Genomic DNA, 17,289 nt, shown 5'->3' with positions numbered 1-17,289 from the left:
GCACGCGAACGGTCGGGCCTCCGACCAACGGTGAATCATTCGCCCGGCGTTCCGGGCGGCTCGGGCCGCGACCGTCAACGGGAGGGTGCCGGTGGGAGAGCCGATCCTCGCGATCGACTTCGGCACCTCCAGCGCGTCGGCGGCCCTGGTGGTCGACGGCCAGGTCACCGCGATCCGGGAGCCGGCGAGCGGTGCCGTCGCCTGGCCTTCGTCCGTTCTCGCCGACGGTGACTCCGTCGTCGTCGGCACGCTCGCGGAACGCCGCAAGCGGATCTGGCCCGGCGCCTACCACGGCGGCATCAAACGCGGGCTGACCCGCAACGCCGCCATCGTGCTCGACGGCCGCAGCCACGCACCGGCCACGCTGGTCACCGCGGTGCTGGCGGCGCTGCGCGCGGAGGCCGAGGCCCAGCTCGACGGCGCCGCGCTGCACCGGGCGGTCATCACCGTGCCCGCCAGCTACGACCCGGCCGGCCCGCTGCGCCGGGCGATGATCGCCGCGGCCGAGGAGGCCGGTTTCGTCGACGTCGACCTGCTCGCCGAGCCGGTGGCGGTCGCCTGGGCGCCGCTTGGCAGCGGTGGCCCGCGGCCCGGCGACCTGGTGCTGGTGTACGACCTCGGCGGCGGCACGTTCGAGGCCGCGCTGTTGCTGATCGGCGAGGCCGGCCGGCACGAGCTGCTCGGGCACAGCGCACTGCACGACTGCGGCGGCCGGGACTTCGACCAGCTGCTCTTCGACGAGATCCTCGGCCACTACGGGCCCGGTCTGGAGCCGCTGCTCAACCCGAGCGGTGTCGGCGAGGTGTTCCAGACCGCCGCCAGCCGCACCCGCCACGAGCTGCTCGACTTCGCTCGCGCGGTCAAGCACCAGCTCACCGACGTCGCGTTCGTCGAGGACGTCTTCAGCCCCGCCGGCCTGCTCGTCAGCCTGGACCGGGACCGCTTCACCAAGCTGGCCTCCCCCACACTTGCCCGGACGATGGCCTGCTGCCAGCACCTGTTGGAGTCCAGCGGGGTCTCGCCGGAGAAGCTCGACGGGGTGCTTCCCGTCGGTGGCGCGTCCCGGATGCCGGTGGTCACCGAGATCCTCGCCGGGCGGCTCGGTGTCGGCACCGACTGGCCGGCACAGCATGTCTTCACCGCGCCCGACCCGGACCAGGCCGTCGTCCTCGGTGCCGCGTCCTGGGCGGCCACGGTGTCGACCCGCCGGATGGTCGCGGCCCGGCCCGATCCGGTGGTGCAGCCAGCCCGGTGGGACATTCCAGGTGGGCGAGCCACGATGGTGCGCTGGCTGGTCGAGCCCGGTGCGCGGTTCGACGCCGGCGCGGTGCTCGCTCGGGTCCGGCTCAGCGACGGCGCCCTGTTCGACCTGGCCTCGGAAGCCCCCGGCAGTCTCGTCGAGACCCACGCCGAGCCCGGTTCCTCCGTCCGGGACGTCGACTGGCTCGCGACCACGCTGCCGTCGGCTCCGACGCCCGTCGGCACCGCGCTGCCCGCTGACCTGCGCGGCTTCGAACGCACCAGCCGCCCGTCGAGACACGTAGAGGTCACGTCCCGACTGACCCTGAGCGGCCACGAACGCGACGTCACCTGCGCCGCGTTCTCCCCCGACGGCCAGCTGCTGGCCACCACCAGCAAGGACGGCGCCCGGCTGTGGGACGCCGGCACCGGCCGCGCCGCCGGTCAGCTCAGCGGCCGGCGCATCTCCGGCCTGCACGGCTGTGCGTTCTCCCCCGACGGGCGCCTGCTCGCCACCACCAGCTACGACAAGACCGCGCGGATCTGGGAGATCGCGACCGAGAAGCAGACTCTGGCCCTCAACGGCCACAAGGGACCCGTCTACGGCTGCGCGTTCTCCCCCGACGGCCGCCTGCTGGCCACGGTCAGCACGGACCGCACCGTCCGGCTCTGGGGCGTCTCGACCGGCACCTGCATCGCGACCCTCGCCGGGCACCGCGGTTCCGTCTACAGCTGCGCGTTCTCCCCCGACGGCCGCCTGCTCGTCTCGGCCGGCGCCGACCAGACCCTGCTGTGGGACGTCACCAACGGCGAGACGGTGCACCACCTCGACGGGCACACCAACTACGCCAACGGCTGCTCATTCTCCCCCGACGGCCTGCTGCTCGCCGCGACCAGCAACGACGGCACCCGCCTGACGGACACCCCGACCGGCTCGACCACGCTCACGCTGCCCGGTTCGGCACAGAGCTGCGCCTTCTCCCCCGACGGCCTGCTGCTCGCGACGGCGAGCACCGACGACACCGCCAAGCTGTGGGACGTCGCCACCGGTACCGCGGTGGCCACCTTGACCGGGCACACCAGCACGGTCATGGCCTGCACGTTCGCCCCGTTCGGCCTGGTGCTGGCCACCACGAGCACCGACAAGACCGCCCGCCTCTGGGACATCTCGTACACACCGGACGCCACAACCCGCTGATTCAGCGATTCGGGTTCGGTGGAGAGCTGGCGCTTTGGCCTCTATCAGCCCGCTATAACCTGCCGACGGCAGACATACGGGGAACCGGGCAGGTCAGCCTGCGGTCGGGCCCAGCAGCGAGTGGTGCGGAGGAGCGGGCATGTCCGGATGGCAGAGTGCGGCGAGCAGGGGACGTGGTGTGGTCGAGACCCCCACCCGTCTGATCGGCCCGGGGCTGCGGGGCTTCAAGCAGTTCCTGATGCGCGGCAACATCGTCGACCTGGCCGTCGCGGTCGTCATCGGCACGGCGTTCACCGCCGTCGTCAAATCGCTGGTGGACAACATGTTCACACCGCTGATCGCCGCGATCGGCGGTGAACCGGACTTCTCCCAGCTGCATTTCAAGATCAACGGAAGTGTCTTCAACTACGGGCAGTTCCTCAACGATGTGATCTCGTTTCTCGTCGTGGCCGCGGTGATCTACTTTGTGATCGTGCTGCCCATCGCGAAGGCGAACGAGATGCGGCGCCGCGGTGAGCCGCAGGCGAAGGCGGACGAGCCGGCGGTCAGCGACGAGACGCGGCTGCTCACCGAGATCCGTGACCTGCTCGCCGCGGGCAACGGCCCGGCGGGCGGCGGCATCGGCCCGGCGGGTGGCCCCACCTACACCCCGCCGGCACCGCGGGCCTGACCCGGAGCCCGGCCTGGGACGGGCCGCGTCGGCGGTTCGCGCCGCCGCCCGTCCCAGTCACAACAGCAGGGCCCGACAGCAGCAAGGCCCGACAGCAGGTAAGGGCCGCCGGCAGAGCAGCGGCCGGTCCAGAGCAGCCGGTCAGGGCGGCGGCCAGTCGGGGCAGCGGCCGGGGTCGAGGCCGGGCCAGCCGCAGAGCGGCGGGTCAGGCGTCGTAGCCCGGCTCGTCGCCGGGGCACTCCAGCTCGAGATCCGCGGCGACGCCGGCGGGCACGAGGCCGCAGCCGACCTCATAGCTCCCCAGCTGGACCAGCTCCCACCCCGTGGCGCCGCGGTGCAGCACACCCTCGGCACGGTCGACATCCGCCACCACGGGAACGAGCTCGACCCAGGCCCAGGACTGGTCGGACCGGGCCAGGACGGTGCCCACCACCTGATAGCTCCCGGGCGCGACGGCTGCCGTGAGGGAGCTGCCGCGGACCGCCGCGGCGATCACCGTGGACTCGCTCGACGACGGGGTCACGGTTCCCGGCCCGGCGGCCGCCGCGGTCTGGACCTCGGCCCGCGGGGCGGACACCCGAACGGCCGGGGCGGAGCCTGACGAAACGGCGAACGCTGTGCCGACCGTCACGGCGCCCGCCGCCACCACAGTGGCAGCGGCGACGGCGGGACGCGCGGCACGCACGCGGACAGATCCCTCGGGACGCACGGACCGGCGGGGCGAGGCGGGGCGGCGGTGGCGAGCCATTGACTGCACGTACCCAGTCTGCGCAGGTAAAGCCGCCAAATCGAGTGAGTTTCCGGTCAGGCTGACGACAGACCACATCCGACCCACAGCACACGAACCATTCCCCTTGCGACGCAAGGTCTTTCTCGGCATGAGGGGACACCGACCAGCTGAATTCGCACCGGCGGCAACGGCACTCGGACCGCCGCCGGACGAGCAGTCCGGCCCTTGACGGCACACCCGGACCCGGACCTCCCGGGCCTCACCGAAGGCACCGTCCACCCTCACCCGCTCACCCGCTCACCCGGTCGCTCGCCCGCTCACCCGCTCGCTGCGGCGCGGGGCCGGGGCTGCCACCAGACAAAACCTGAGGATCCCGGTCGTGACGACGACGAAGATCCTCAGATCTTGCGGACTCACAACCCCACCTGACCCCGGCCCGCAGCCTGCTGCCAGGCATAACCTGACGATCATGGTCGTGGGAACGACCAAAATCCTCAGATCTTGCTCCGCAACAGACGGCAGGGAGCAGAACGGGCAATATGGGCAGCATGGGCGGCCTGATCCACAGCGACGTCGATGATGCGGGGTGACGCCTGCACTTCGGCGGTCGGCCGGAACACCCGGCCACCCGAAACCCAGGATGGGTGTTCCCCCGCGGGCCGGCATCGGGTGAAATGAGCAATCTGACGGGCGTCCGAGGACAGGACGCCCGAGCAGCACTGCGAGGGTGAGGGGGGCGGACCCGGTGTCAGACGCACCTGCCACACCGCAGGCGCCACAGAGCTCGCCGATCTCGCAGGTGCCGCCGCGGCCTGGCCTGGCCGACGCCCAGTCCGGCGTCGCCCGAACCGGCGACGCCCGAACCGGCGACGCCGCCGTCCTGTTACGTTCCGTCTACAAGACCTTCGCCGCCGACACGGCACCGGTGCACGCGCTGCGTGGCGCGGGGCTGACCGTCGCGCACGGCGAGTTCGTCGCCGTGATGGGTCCGTCCGGGAGCGGCAAGTCGACCCTGCTGAACGTCGTCGCCGGCCTCGAGCATGTCGACGACGGCTCGGTGACCGTCGCCGGGATGTCGCTGGCGTCGCGGTCCGAGGCCGATCTGGCGCGGTTACGCCGACGCCATATCGGCATGGTCTTCCAGTTCTTCCACCTGCTGGAGACGATGACGGTCGCGGACAATGTCGTCCTGGCGGCCCGGCTGTCCGGCGTCGGCCGGCGGGCGGCGGTGCGCCGTGGGCATGACCTGCTGGATCTGCTCGGGCTGCTCGAACGCGCCGACTCGCTGCCCGGCACGCTGTCCGGTGGCCAGCGCCAGCGCCTGGCGATCGCTCGGGCACTGGCCAACGAGCCGACCGTCCTGCTGGCGGACGAACCGACCGGCGCGCTGGACTCGGCCGGCGCCGCCGAGGTGCTGGACCTGTTCACCCGCCTGCACCGGCGCGGCCAGACCATCCTGATGGTCACCCATGACCATCAGGTCGCCGCCGGCGCCGAGCGCATCGTGACCATGCGCGACGGTCGGGTGTCCGAACGGCCCGGGGCCGGCTCATGACGGGCCCGCATCGGCAGCTGCTGTCGGCCGCGGTGCTGACCGCCGTGGCGGTGACCGCGACGTGCGCCGTGCCGCGGCTGCTCGGTGGCGCGGACCCCGCCTGGTCGGTACCGGTCTCGGTCGACGCGGTCCTGCTCGTCGCGGGGGTGGGTGCCGGCGCCCTGCCGTGGGCGCGGCGGCGGTCGGAGCGGCTGTTGATGATCGCCGCGGATCTCGCCTGCCTCGCAGGGATCGCGGCGCTGGGCCTGGTCGCCGCGATAGCCGTGCTCGGGCATCGCCCACTCGACGGCGGGGACGACTTCACCGGGCCGGTGCTGATCGCCACCGCCCTCGCCGCGATCACCGCCACGCGCGCACGGACCCGCGCCACGAATGTGGTCCTCGACGTGGTCCGAGGAGCCCGGTACGAGCCAGAGGACGTCCTGCGCAGGTTCGGCGAGGACGCCAGCCGGGGAGCCGACCTCGACGAGACGCTCAGCGGGCTCGGCGAGGCGCTCCGGCGCAGCCTCTCGCTGCAGCGGGTCGAGATCTGGACCGGTGCCGCCGGGCAGCTCACCGCGGCGGTCGTGCTGCCCGAGGGCTCCGGCGGCCTGCCAGGCAACGATCCGACCACGGATCCGGGCACGCCCGGTGCTTCAGTCGCTCCCGGTGCTTCAGGCGTTCCCGGCGCTTCAGGCGTTCCCGGCGCTTCGGGCACGGATGCGGCGCGATCGGGTCCCAGTGGTGGCTCCGGCGAGGACATCCGCCTCGTCGAGGTGGGCTCGACGATCACACTCACGGTGAGCGACCGCGTCGCGCTCTCCCGTACCCGGGTGGCCGGCCCGGGCTGGTTGTCCCTGTGGGTGCCGGTGCTCGCCCGGATGCACGAGCACGCCCAGCTGCGGGTGATCCCGGCACGGGCCGGCGGAGCGCTGCTCGGCATGATCGTGGTGCGCAGGCCGCTGGAGGCGCCCCGTTTCTCCGAGCCCGAGGACCGCATGCTCGCCGAGCTCGGCACCCGGCTCGGCACCGTCCTGCACAACCGGCAGCTGGACGCGAACCTGCGGGACGCGCTGGCGGACCTGCGCCATGCCAACGACGAGCTGCGAGTCTCGCGAGCGCGACTGGTGGCGACCGCGGACGCCGAACGGCGGCGGATCGAGCGGGACCTCCACGACGGGGCCCAGCAGCAGCTCGTCTCGCTGGCCGTCGGGCTCCGGCTGGTCCGTGACCTGGTGGCCGACAGCGCCGACAGCATGGACGGGGCCGACGGCGCCACCGGTGGCGACGCTGACAGCGCCGACAACGCCGCCCGCCGGAACGAGGACGCCGCCGCGGCCGACGAGCTGCTCGCGGCCATGGCCGAGCAGGTGGCGGAGACCATCACCGAGGTCCGCAACCTCGCCCACGGCATCTACCCACCGCTGCTGCGTTCCTCCGGGCTGACCGAAGCCCTGCGCGCCGCCGGCCAGCGCTCGACGGTCGGGGTCACGGTGCGGGCCGACGAGATCGGCCGGTACCCGGCTGACATCGAGGCCGCCGTCTACTTCTGCTGTCTGGAGGCGCTGCAGAACGCCGCGAAGCACGCCGCGGAGTGCTCGGTGGAGCTGGTCCTCGCCGAGCGGGAGGGCGCGCTGACCTTCAGCGTGCAGGACAACGGCGCCGGATTCGACCCGCGACGGCTGGAACGCGGCCACGGCATGACCAACATGGCGGACCGGATCGGCGCCATCGGCGGGACCCTGCGCTGGGAATCCGCGCTCGGTGCGGGCACCCAGGTGCACGGCGTGGTTCCGGTCTCGGTCTTCCGGGGCAACCCCGGCGACGGATCATGGCGGCCGGCGGATCTCCGCGGGTCCACCGCACTCGGCCAGTCCACGGATCCCGCGCGAGCCGGGGATGCCGCGCGAGCCGGGGATGCCGCCGGGCACCCCGAATCAGCGGTTCCGAGGTGATCCCTGGTATCGGAACGCACCGCGGTTCCGAGGTGAGAGGCGTTCTGGGCGCGATCCGGATGATCGCGCGCGACGAGCTGCGCCGGCGCTGGCTCGCGCTCACGGCGCTTGGCGTGCTCCTCGGCCTGGTCGTCGCGATGGTCACGGGCACGGCCACGCTGATCCGCCGCACGGCCACGGCACATGATCGCCTCGAACGCGCCTCCGCGGTGCCCGATCTACAGGTCACCAGCTACCTCCGCCACGATCCGGGCCTGGCGGATCGGGTGGCGGGCGTCCCGGGCGTCGTCGACTCGTGGACGACCGTCGGCGCGGTCGGGCGCATAGAGGACCGGGCGGCGGTCGCCTATCTCGGCCTGATCGGTGACACCGGCGGCCCGCGGGAGCTGTACAAGCCGGTCGTGGTCGAGGGGCGCGCCTACGACCCACGGTCACCCGACGAGGTGCTGCTCGACGAACGTGCGGCCGCGTGGTGGGGATTCGGTGTCGGCGACACCATCACACTGCGCCTGCTCACTGAATCCGACTACATCAGTTTCGACACCGGGTTCGGGACACCGGGCGGACCGACGCTGAAGCTGGTCGTCACGGGTCTGACCCGCACGGCCGGCGAGAACGCGCGGCAGATGCCCGTGATGGTCACGCCGGCGCTCGTCGAGAAGCTCGACGCCGTGACGACCGTGGTCATGCTGCGGCTGGAACCCGGGCCCGAGGCCATGGGCGCCGCGACCGCCGCGCTGCGGCGCCTCGGCCAGAGCCTGAGCACCGACCCGCTCGCCCGGGAGTTCCCCACCCTGCAGGTCTCTCGGCCGGCGACGGACGGAGACGCCCGCATCGCGGCGACCCAGCGGGTCCTCATCACCGGGCTGATCGTCTTCGCCGCCGTCGTCGGCGTGGCCGGGCTCGCGGCCAGCGGCCAGGCCTTCTACCGCCACCACGCCCTCGGTGCCGGGACTCAGCACATCGAGGCGATGCTCGGCCTGCCCACGCTGGGGCGGGCCGGAGCCCGGACACTCGCGGCGCTGCCCGCCGCGGTCGTCGCCGGCACGGTCGCCACGGCCGGGCCGCTGCTGGCAGGCCGGCTGGAGCCGCTGGGACCACTGGCCGGCATGGAGCCGCACCCGGGCTATGCCGGGCACACCGTGCTCACCTGCCTCGCCGCCGCGGCGGGAATCATCACGACTCTGCTGCTCGCCGCCACAACCGCGGTGCGGGCCGGTCACCGGCCCGCCCGGCTCAGCCGAGCGAGGCCGGCCGGCCGAGCCGCCCGCTTTCCGGGCCGAGCGGGGCTGTTTCCAGCCCAGTCCGCGCCGTTCCCGGGCCGGTCCTCGGCCGGCACCGGCACCGGCGTCGGCGTCGGCGTCGGCGTCGGCGTCGGTGCGAGTCCGGGTTCGGGCCGGCCGGTGGGTGCCGTGCTCGGCGGGCGTTCGTCGTCGATCAGGCGACCGATCTCGCCAGCGACCCGCACAACCCGCGGCGTGGTGGGCCGGCGGGGCCCGCTCTGGCTGTGGCTCGGTGCCTCGTTCGCGCTCGCCCGGGGGCAGGACCGTCCGGTCGCCGCCCGGCGCCCACCGATCACCGGCCCGGCGATCGGCATCATCGCCCTGATCGCCGCCGCCACCATCGCCACCAGCATGAACCGCCTGGTCGACGAGCCGCACCGCTACGGCCGGAACGCGGACCTGGAGGTCACCGACGCCCGACCGAAGATCATCGCCCAGCTCGCCGACGACCCCAGGGTCGCCGCGGTCAGCATGCTCGACGTCTCGACGGCGACGATCGAGATCGACGACCAGGGGCACGCGCTGCCGTCACCGGAACCGGAGGTGGCCAGCGGCCCCGGCGACGCCGGTCCGGGCGCGATCGGCCGCGGGGACGTCGCCCCCGGCGAGGACGTCACCGTCTACGCGCTCTCCGCCAAGCCACTCCCCGCCGCCGGCACGGCTGCCGGCCCGGATGTCGGCTGGACGATCTTCGAAGGTGCCCGGCCGACCCGGACGAACCAGGTCGCTCTCGGCCCACGCACCGCAAGCCACTTCGGCCTCGGAATCGGGGACCATCTCAGCGTGGCCACGAACACCGGTGGCCACGCCCAGCTCCAGGTCGTCGGCATCGGGGTCGGCCCGGTCCTGGGCGGTGAACGCCTCGGCGGGAGCATGCTCGTGGCCCCGGACATGCTGACCCGCATCCAGCGGACCCAGCCGATGCGCAGCGCGCTGGTCCGGGCCATCCCGGAGACAGACCCCGCGACCTTCGCCGCGACGCTGGGAACCGAATACGAGATCGATACCGGGCGGGCCCCCGGCGAGGTGGCCAATCTCGGCGGCATGGGCCGGCTGCCCGCGATGCTGCAGACCGTGCTCGCCGCGCTCGCCGTCGCCGCGGCCGGCCACGCGGTCGGGACCACCTGCCGCCACGCGCAGCGCGAGCTCGCGATCCTGCGCACGCTGGGTTTCACACCGGCCCAGACCGCCCGGATTCCGCTGGTCACGTCCTGCGTGACAACCGCGCTGGCGGTCGCGGTCGGTGTTCCCCTCGGCCTGTTGCTAGGGCGTCTGGCCTGGTGGGAGATCGCCACCGCCACCGGCGTCGCCACCAGCCCGGCGGTCCCCGTCAGCCTGCTCGTCGCACTGCCGCCGGCGGTGATCCTGATCGGCCTGATCCTCGCCGCGCCACCGGCGTCACGGGCCGCGCGGCTGCTCCCCGGCGCCCTGCTGCGCCGCGAGTGATCCGGGCACGGCCAGAGCGGATGGTCGAGACGTGTCGAGACGTGTAGCCGAATCCCGAACTCCGGCCTGCCGCTGCTGCCAAGCAAGACCTGAGGATCTTGGTTGTTGGAACGACCGAAATCATCGGATCATCGCGCTGCGACTACGAGCCGCCGCTGCTGCCGAGCGAGGCGCCGCTCTAGACAGGAGCGGGCGCATACGCATCCGGCGGGCCGTCCGGACCGTGGCGGCGCCAGATGTCGCGCAGCACGCTCGGCGCCAGGTCCTCCTTGCACAGGTAGTCCAGGCCGCTGTCCGCGACGGCGGCCGGCAGATCCGTCCGGCCGTAGGTCGAGCACAGGACGACCACCGTGCCCGGCGCGTCCTGCTGGATCCGCGAACCGGCGACCACTCCGTTGATGCCCGGCAGGTTCACGTCCATCAGCACCAGGTCCGGGCGCAGCCGCGCGGCGGCGGTCAGGGCGTCCTCGCCCGTCTCCGCCTCACCGGCCAGGACGAAGCCCGCTGAGCGGCGGAGCACCGCCCGCACGGCCAGCCTGAAGGGGCGCTGGTCGTCGACGACCAGCACGGAGACCGACGGGGAGGAGCTCATGTCCTTAGTCTCGCCGCAGCGGGCACCGGCGCCCAAGGGTGCAGCCATGTCATGACGTCGGTGTGGCTACCTTCCCCGTCGGCCCGCCGGCCGGATGGTTCCCCGAGTGCAGGAAGAGCAGAACCGCCTTGACCCGCCGGTTCAGATCCGGCTCGTCGGTCAGGCCGAGCTTCGCGAAAATCGAGTTGCTGTGCTTCTCCACCGCGCGCTCGGACAGCACCAGCGCAGCCGCGATCGCCGCGTTGCTCCAGCCCTGCGCCATGTGGCTGAGCACTTCCAGCTCCCGGGGCGTCAGCCTTTCCAGCTCGCTGGGCTGCCTGCGCGCGCTCGCGGCGACGAGCCCCTCGACCACGGCCGGGTCGATCACCGACTCGCCGGCCGCGACGGCGCGGATGGCCCGCAGCAGGTCGTCCACCCCGGCCACCCGCTCCTTGAGCAGGTAGGCGCGGCCAGCCGATCCGCCTTCCAGCAACGCCAGGGCATAGGTGGCCTCGGCATGCTGGCTGAGCACGACCACGCCGACCCGGGGCCGCTCGCGACGCAGCCACCCGGCGACCTTGATGCCCTCGTCCGACCTGGACGGCGGCATCCGGATGTCGGTGACCACCACATCCGGATCATGGTCGAGGACGGCCTGCTCCAGCGACGGGCGATCTGTCGCCGTTCCGACCAGCTCCAGGCCGTCTGCCCGCTCGATAAGGGTCGCAAGACCATGCCGGAGCAGGGCATTGTCCTCAGCGAGAATCACACGAACGGCCATTGGACCACTCTAGGCCCGCCCAGGTACACGCAAACAGCCACGCGAACACGACTGGTGTCCGAAAACGTGACCTCCTTGCGACAGTCGGCGGTGCCGATCAGGCTGCCGCGACCGCCGTTCCGGTTTCGGTGCCACCGCGTCCCCGCTCGGTGAGCTCGAATGTCGGCACAACCGTGACCCGCTGCGCGAGCGGACCGGTCAGACCAGGTGTGGGACGGGGCCGCCGCCCCTGTCAGCGGTGGGATCCGCCTGATTCGATCCGCTCGATCCACTCGAACCACCGCCGGGAACCGAGCCCTGACCGGTCGTCCCGCCCTGCTGCTGGCCCTGTCCCTGGCCCTGCCCCAGGCCCTGACCCTGGCCCGAGAACTGACCGCCCTGGCCGGGGAACTGGCCCTGGAACTGGCCGCCCTGCCCCTGGGACAGGCCACCCTGCCCGGTGGAGCCCTGGCTGCCCTGGCCGGTGGAGCCCTGGCCACCCTGGCTGCCGGTGCCGCCGAACTGGTTGCCGAGCTGGTTGATGAACTGCCTGCCGCCGCCGAAGCCGCCACCGCCCTGGCTGTCCCCGAGGCTGCTGGCGTTCACGGCGGCCGCCCCGCCGACACCGAGTGCGATCGCGATGGCCCCGGCCACGAGCGTGCGGCCCAGGCCCCAGGTGTGCGGCCCCGCGGATTTCGCCGACGCGGGCGGCACCGGACCGGTCGCGGCCCCCACCACGGGCGGCGGGCCATCCAGGCTCGAACCACCCGTGCTCGGAGAGCCCTGGTTCGGGGTCGGCCAGGCCCACCGGCCCGAGGTCTGCCACGGCTCCGGCAGCGGCGCCGCGATCACAGGCGGCGCTGCGGGCGCTGGTGACGTCGCGGGCGCTGGTGGCGTCACGGGCAATGGTGGCGTCACGGGCAATGGTGGCGTCACGGGCAATGGTGGCGTCACGGGCAATGGCAGCTGCGCGGGCAATGGTGGCTGCGCGGGCTGGAACAGTGCCGGAAGCTGAGCCTCTCCCCCGGCTGACGGCGAGGGCGGCCCACCGGCTGGCGGGGACGCGGGCGGGTCGGTCGGACCGACGTGACTCATGTCCGTGCTCCTCGTCCCGGCGGGTCAGTGCCGCGCCGTCGGGAGGAGAGTTCGCCGCGAACCTGTGAGCGACCTGTGACGACGCTAGGTGCCGGATGTGTGATCGCACCAGCCTCCCGGCATCCCGCAGGGGCGCGAAGGAACACAGCCAGTACACAGATGATCTTCAGCAATCCCACAGGAAGCGGTCGCATTCTGACGACATGCAGCCGTCGAGCCCCCGCATCCTTGTCGTTGACGATGAGAGCACCCTCTCGGAGCTGCTGTCCATGGCACTGCGGTACGAAGGCTGGGAAGTACAGACCGCCCCGGACGGGCGCGGCGCGCTGAAGGTCGCCCGAGATTTCCGCCCCGACGCGGTGGTCCTCGACATCATGCTGCCGGACATGGACGGCCTCGAGGTGCTCCGCAAACTGCGCGCGGAGAGTCCGGACGTGCCCGTCCTCTTCCTCACCGCCCGCGACGCGGTCGAGGACAGGGTGGCCGGCCTGACCGCGGGTGGCGACGACTACGTCACGAAACCGTTCAGCCTGGAGGAGCTCGTGGCCCGGCTGCGCGGCCTGCTGCGCCGGCTGCACCGCTCGACGCTCAGCGACGGCGCGACGCTGGTCGTCGGCGACCTCATCATGAACGAGGAAAGCCGGGAGGTCAGCCGCGCCGGCCAGGAGGTCCGGCTGACCGCGACCGAGTTCGAGCTGCTGCGGTTCTTCATGCGCAACCCCCGCCGGGTGCTGAGCAAGGCGCAGATCCTCGACCGGGTGTGGAACTACGACTTCGGCGGGCAGGCGAACGTCGTCGAGCTGTACGTCTCCTACCTGCGCCGGAAGATCGACGTCGGCCGGCAGCCGATGATCCACACCATGCGTGGCGCCGGCTACGTGCTCCGCCCGGCGACCTGAGCCGGCCGCCGCAATGACGCAAGCCCCCGCCGGCATCCCCGGCGAGCCCACTTTCAGCCACCACACCGCGAGCCACCACACCGCCAGTCACCACGCTGGCGGGCCCGTCGGCGTGCGGCGGCGGCGCGGCCCGGCCGGCTGGTCGCTGCGTACCCGGCTACTGGCGCTCCTGCTCGCACTCCTCGCCGTCATGTCGGCGCTGATCGTCTTCGTCACGCTGGTGGCGCTGCGCGGCGTCCTCATCGACCGACTCGACGAGCGGCTGGCCGACGCGGACCGCCGCTGGAATATGCCCTACATCGCCGCACAGACCGGATTTCCACCGGGCGTCGTCGGCTCCGGCGCCGGAGCCGGTCTCCGCCCGGGTACTGGCGCCGGTAACGGTTCCAGCACGTCCGAGCTGTCCGTATCCGACCAGCTGACCCTTTTTCTGGACCGCCAGGTGTCAGGCACCCTCGGGGCGGTCGTCGAGCTCCGCGGCCAGGTTCCCTTCAGACCCGGCGCCGGCCCCGAGGACCCGCCCGCGGCACTCAGTCCGAACGTCGACGAACTAGTCGACAAGGTCACCGCCTGGCTCAGCGACGACGGGTCCGTGATCGCGCTGACGGGCGCCGATGCGACGACGGTGGCCCAGATTCCACTGGACGGCGTCGCACACACCCGGACGATCGGCGGCCACGGCGACTACAGACTGACGGCCCGCCTCTCCGGAGACGGAAGCCGGATCCTGGTCACGGGTCTGCCGATGAACGAGGTTGACGCGACCCTGACCAGGACCGCGGCGATCGGAGCGGCCGTCGCGGCGTTCGGCGTGCTCGCCGCCGCGATCGCGGGTGGGGCGATCGTCCGCAGGACGCTGCGCCCGCTGAGCCGGGTGGCGGCGACGGCGGCGCGGGTCGCCGAGCTGCCGCTGCACCGCGGCGCCGTCGACCTTCCGACGCTCGGGCCGGACGTCGACACCGACCCACGTACCGAGGTCGGGCAGGTCGGCGCCGCGCTCGGCCGGATGCTGGGCCACATCGGGGACGCGTTCGACGCCCGGCACGCCAGCGAAACCCGGATGCGCCAGTTCCTCGCCGACGCCAGTCACGAGCTGCGCACACCGCTCGCCGCGATCAGCGGGTACGCCGAACTCACCCGGCGCACCAAGGCCACGGTTCCCCCGGATGTCGTCTACGCCATGGGGCGGGTCGAGTCCGAGAGCGCGCGGATGACCGCGCTCGTCTCCGATCTGCTGCTGCTGGCCCGCCTCGACTCCGGCCGGCCGCTGGTCCGGGAGACCGTCGACCTGTCCAGGCTGGTCGTGGACGCCGTCAGCGACGCCCATGTCGCCGCGCCCACGCACCGCTTCGAGCTCGACCTGCCCAGCGAGCCGGTCACGACGACCGGTGACCCCGCACGCCTGCACCAGGTGCTGACCAACCTGCTAGCGAACGCCCGTACCCACACCCCGCCGGGAACCCGGGTGACTGCCCGGCTGACCACCCAGGCCCGGCCGGCGCCGCCCGGGAGCTTCGCACCCCCGGGCATGCCCGGGCCGCTCGTCTGGTGTGCCGTGCTGCAGGTGATCGACGACGGGCCGGGGATTCCGCCCGAGCTGCTTCCCAAGGTCTTCGAGCGGTTCGCCCGGGGTGACAGCTCACGTTCACGCGCCGCCGGCAGCACCGGTCTCGGGTTGTCGATCGTGTCCGCCGTGGTCGAGGCCCACCACGGCCGCGTCGAGGTGGCCAGCCGTCCCGGCCAGACCGTGTTCACGGTTCTCCTGCCGGTGGGCACGGCCACCGGCCCCCGCTACCGGCCGAGGCCCGACCTCACGCTCACCACGGGGCAGGAAGCTGACCCGGCCGGCTGGATGCCTGACCTCGCCGAGCACGGCGCCGGAAGGGCCGGAAGGGCCGGAGGGGCCGGAGGGGCCGGACCGGCGTCCTCCCCTGCGGCCGAGCAGGCTGTCCCACCGCAACCTGCCCGCACGACCAGGCCCCTTGCCGAAACCGTCGCCGGGCCCGTTGCCGAACCTGCTGCCGGGCCTGTTACCACGCACATGTCGGCCGGGACGGAGACTGCGGCGCCGGGCCGTCCGAGCGCGGCCCATCCGGGCGGCGGGCCGGGGCGTGGCCGCCGAGCCCGGGCGAAGGAGATCGTCCACGCTCCCCGCCGGGACGCCCACCCTCACAGGTGACGCACAGGCCGATCACAAGGACCGGAAAGGTCCCCGGCCGAGCCTGATACGTATGCCGAGCTCACCGACGTCGCCACTACCGACCGACCAGGCCGGTCCTCCGGGGGGAGTGGGGGCCGGGCCATGGCCCGCCGCCAGCTCCACCCCGGGTGGTGCCAGCCTCTCGCCCGCCCGACGCGACGGCCTGTACCCGGGCCCGGAGCCGGAGCAGCCCACCTTCCTCTGGTCCAGCGAGGCGACCCTGCCGGACCTGCGCCGGCCGGTGCGGCAGGCCCCGCCGCCGGACACGGCCTGGGGCGGTGCCGGAGCCGGAACGGGAGCCGGAACGCCCGCCGACCAGCCCGGCCCGGCTTCAGGTCCCGGCCCGGCTTCCGGTAGGGACGCGGCGGACGGCGGTCGGCTCTCCCGGCTGGTGCGGGGGCGTCCGGACGATCCGCGCTGGGTGCGTCCCGCGCTGTTCGGGCTGCTGGTGGCGACGGCCGTGCTCTACCTGTGGGACCTGGGCGCCTCGGGCTGGGCGAACGCCTTCTACTCGGCTTCGGCCCAGGCCGGCTCGGTCAGCTGGAAGGCGATGTTCTACGCGTCGTCCGACGCGGGGAACGCCATCACCGTCGACAAGCCGCCGGCCGCGATGTGGGTGATGGCGCTGTCGGCCCGCATCTTCGGGGTGAACTCCTGGAGCATCCTCGTCCCCGAGGCGCTGATGGGCGTCGGCTCGGTCGGGCTGCTCTACCTCACCGTGCGCCGGGCGTTCCCCGCGGGCGCCGCGCTGCTCGCCGGGGCGGTCCTCGCGCTCACCCCGGTCGCGACGCTGATGTTCCGCTTCAACAACCCGGACGCACTGCTGGTTCTCCTGCTGATCGCCTCGGTGTACGCGACCCTGCGCGCCATCGAGACCGCCAGCACCCGGTGGCTGGTGTGGGCCGGTGTGTTCATCAGCTTCGGCTTCCTGACGAAGATGCTGCAGGCGCTGCTGATCGTCCCGGTGCTGGCGATCGCCTACCTGGCCCTCGCACCGACCCCCTTCACCCGGCGGCTCTGGCAGGTCGGTGCCGGGACCCTCGGCCTCGTCGTCCCCGCCGGCCTGTTCATCGCGATCGTCGAGCTCGTCCCGGAGTCGTCGCGCCCGTACATCGGCGGATCGCAGCACAACAGCATTCTTGAGCTCACCCTCGGCTACAACGGCCTCGGCCGCCTCACCGGGGACGAGACCGGCAGTGTCGGCGGTGGCGGTGGCGGCGGCGGCGGTGGCGGCGGTGGCGGCATGTGGGGCTCCACCGGCTGGGGCCGGATGTTCGGCTCGGAGATCGGTACCCAGATCTCCTGGCTGATCCCGACCGCGCTCGTCCTGCTGGTCGCGGGCCTGTGGGTGACCAGGCGGGCAGCCCGGACGGATCCGGCCCGCGCGGCGTTCGTGGTCTGGGGCGGCTGGCTGCTGATCACCATGATCGTGTTCAGCCGGATGAAGGGCATCTTCCACGCCTACTACACGGTGGCGCTCGCGCCGGCCGTCGGCGCGCTCGTCGGCATGGGCGCCGCGGTTCTGTGGCGCCGGCGGGAGCACCCGCTCGCCACGGCCACCCTGGCCGGCACGCTGACGCTGACGGCGATCTGGTCCTACGTCCTGCTGAACCGCACTCCCGACTGGCATCCGTGGATCCGCTGGGCGGTGCTGATCATCGGCTTCGCCGCGGCGCTGCTCTTCGTGGTCTTCCGCTGGCTGCCCCGCG

General features: G+C 72.9%; 12 protein-coding genes. 8 read left to right on the top strand and 4 right to left on the bottom strand.

The features are described from left to right. Positions 1-91: 91 nt before the first annotated feature. Complete coding sequence (locus FREUN1FDRAFT_RS10400) at positions 92-2,437, top strand: Hsp70 family protein (protein ID WP_006539983.1); 2,346 nt, start codon at positions 92-94, stop codon at positions 2,435-2,437. Positions 2,438-2,576: 139 nt separating this feature from the next. Further along, positions 2,577-3,107 (top strand): large conductance mechanosensitive channel protein MscL, encoded by a 531-nt coding sequence (gene mscL, locus FREUN1FDRAFT_RS10395; RefSeq protein ID WP_006539982.1) that lies wholly within the window; start codon positions 2,577-2,579, stop codon positions 3,105-3,107. A gap of 205 nt (positions 3,108-3,312) precedes the next feature. Here mscL and FREUN1FDRAFT_RS10390 read toward each other — a convergent pair whose 3' ends face one another. Beyond that, positions 3,313-3,792, bottom strand: a complete 480-nt coding sequence (locus tag FREUN1FDRAFT_RS10390) for a hypothetical protein (protein WP_006539981.1) — start codon at positions 3,790-3,792, stop codon at positions 3,313-3,315. Between the two features lie 790 nt (positions 3,793-4,582). Here FREUN1FDRAFT_RS10390 and FREUN1FDRAFT_RS10385 point away from each other — a divergent pair. From FREUN1FDRAFT_RS10385 to FREUN1FDRAFT_RS10375, 3 genes are read left to right on the top strand one after another with little or no spacing between them, the layout of a single operon-like run. Continuing rightward, positions 4,583-5,392 carry an ABC transporter ATP-binding protein gene (locus FREUN1FDRAFT_RS10385; RefSeq protein ID WP_006539980.1) on the top strand — a complete coding sequence of 270 codons (810 nt, stop codon included), beginning with the start codon at positions 4,583-4,585 and terminating at the stop codon, positions 5,390-5,392. Continuing rightward, entirely contained in the window at positions 5,389-7,326 is a 1,938-nt protein-coding gene (locus FREUN1FDRAFT_RS10380; protein ID WP_006539979.1) for a histidine kinase, read from the top strand. Before FREUN1FDRAFT_RS10385 ends, FREUN1FDRAFT_RS10380 begins: the two co-directional genes overlap by 4 nt. 32 nt (positions 7,327-7,358) lie before the next feature. Then, positions 7,359-10,055: an ABC transporter permease gene (locus tag FREUN1FDRAFT_RS10375; protein ID WP_232295137.1), complete on the top strand. Its 2,697-nt coding sequence runs from the start codon at positions 7,359-7,361 to the stop codon at positions 10,053-10,055. A 178-nt stretch (positions 10,056-10,233) separates the two neighbouring features. Here FREUN1FDRAFT_RS10375 and FREUN1FDRAFT_RS10370 read toward each other — a convergent pair whose 3' ends face one another. From FREUN1FDRAFT_RS10370 to FREUN1FDRAFT_RS39655, 3 genes are all read right to left on the bottom strand, one after another. Next, complete coding sequence (locus FREUN1FDRAFT_RS10370; protein WP_006539977.1) at positions 10,234-10,647, bottom strand: response regulator transcription factor; 414 nt, start codon at positions 10,645-10,647, stop codon at positions 10,234-10,236. 49 nt (positions 10,648-10,696) lie between these two features. Next, complete coding sequence (locus FREUN1FDRAFT_RS10365) at positions 10,697-11,407, bottom strand: response regulator transcription factor (protein ID WP_006539976.1); 711 nt, start codon at positions 11,405-11,407, stop codon at positions 10,697-10,699. 198 nt (positions 11,408-11,605) lie between these two features. Next, positions 11,606-12,286: a hypothetical protein gene (locus tag FREUN1FDRAFT_RS39655; protein ID WP_198144291.1), complete on the bottom strand. Its 681-nt coding sequence runs from the start codon at positions 12,284-12,286 to the stop codon at positions 11,606-11,608. 398 nt (positions 12,287-12,684) lie between these two features. On the opposite strand from FREUN1FDRAFT_RS39655, the gene FREUN1FDRAFT_RS10355 reads away from it, so the two are divergent. The 3 genes from FREUN1FDRAFT_RS10355 to FREUN1FDRAFT_RS10345 form a co-directional block, all read left to right on the top strand. After that, positions 12,685-13,380: a response regulator transcription factor gene (locus tag FREUN1FDRAFT_RS10355; RefSeq protein WP_035951215.1), complete on the top strand. Its 696-nt coding sequence runs from the start codon at positions 12,685-12,687 to the stop codon at positions 13,378-13,380. A 13-nt stretch (positions 13,381-13,393) separates the two neighbouring features. After that, positions 13,394-15,559: a cell wall metabolism sensor histidine kinase WalK gene (locus FREUN1FDRAFT_RS10350; RefSeq protein ID WP_006539973.1), complete on the top strand. Its 2,166-nt coding sequence runs from the start codon at positions 13,394-13,396 to the stop codon at positions 15,557-15,559. Between the two features lie 52 nt (positions 15,560-15,611). Continuing rightward, positions 15,612-17,289 (top strand): glycosyltransferase family 39 protein (locus FREUN1FDRAFT_RS10345; RefSeq protein WP_006539972.1); only part of this gene is annotated, 1,678 nt, incomplete at its 3' end.

It is taken from the genome of Parafrankia sp. EUN1f (assembly GCF_000177675.1).
Taxonomy (GTDB): domain Bacteria; phylum Actinomycetota; class Actinomycetes; order Frankiales; family Frankiaceae; genus Parafrankia.
Note: the sequence above shows the minus strand (reverse complement) of the source record. Positions and strands in the feature narration are given on the sequence as shown.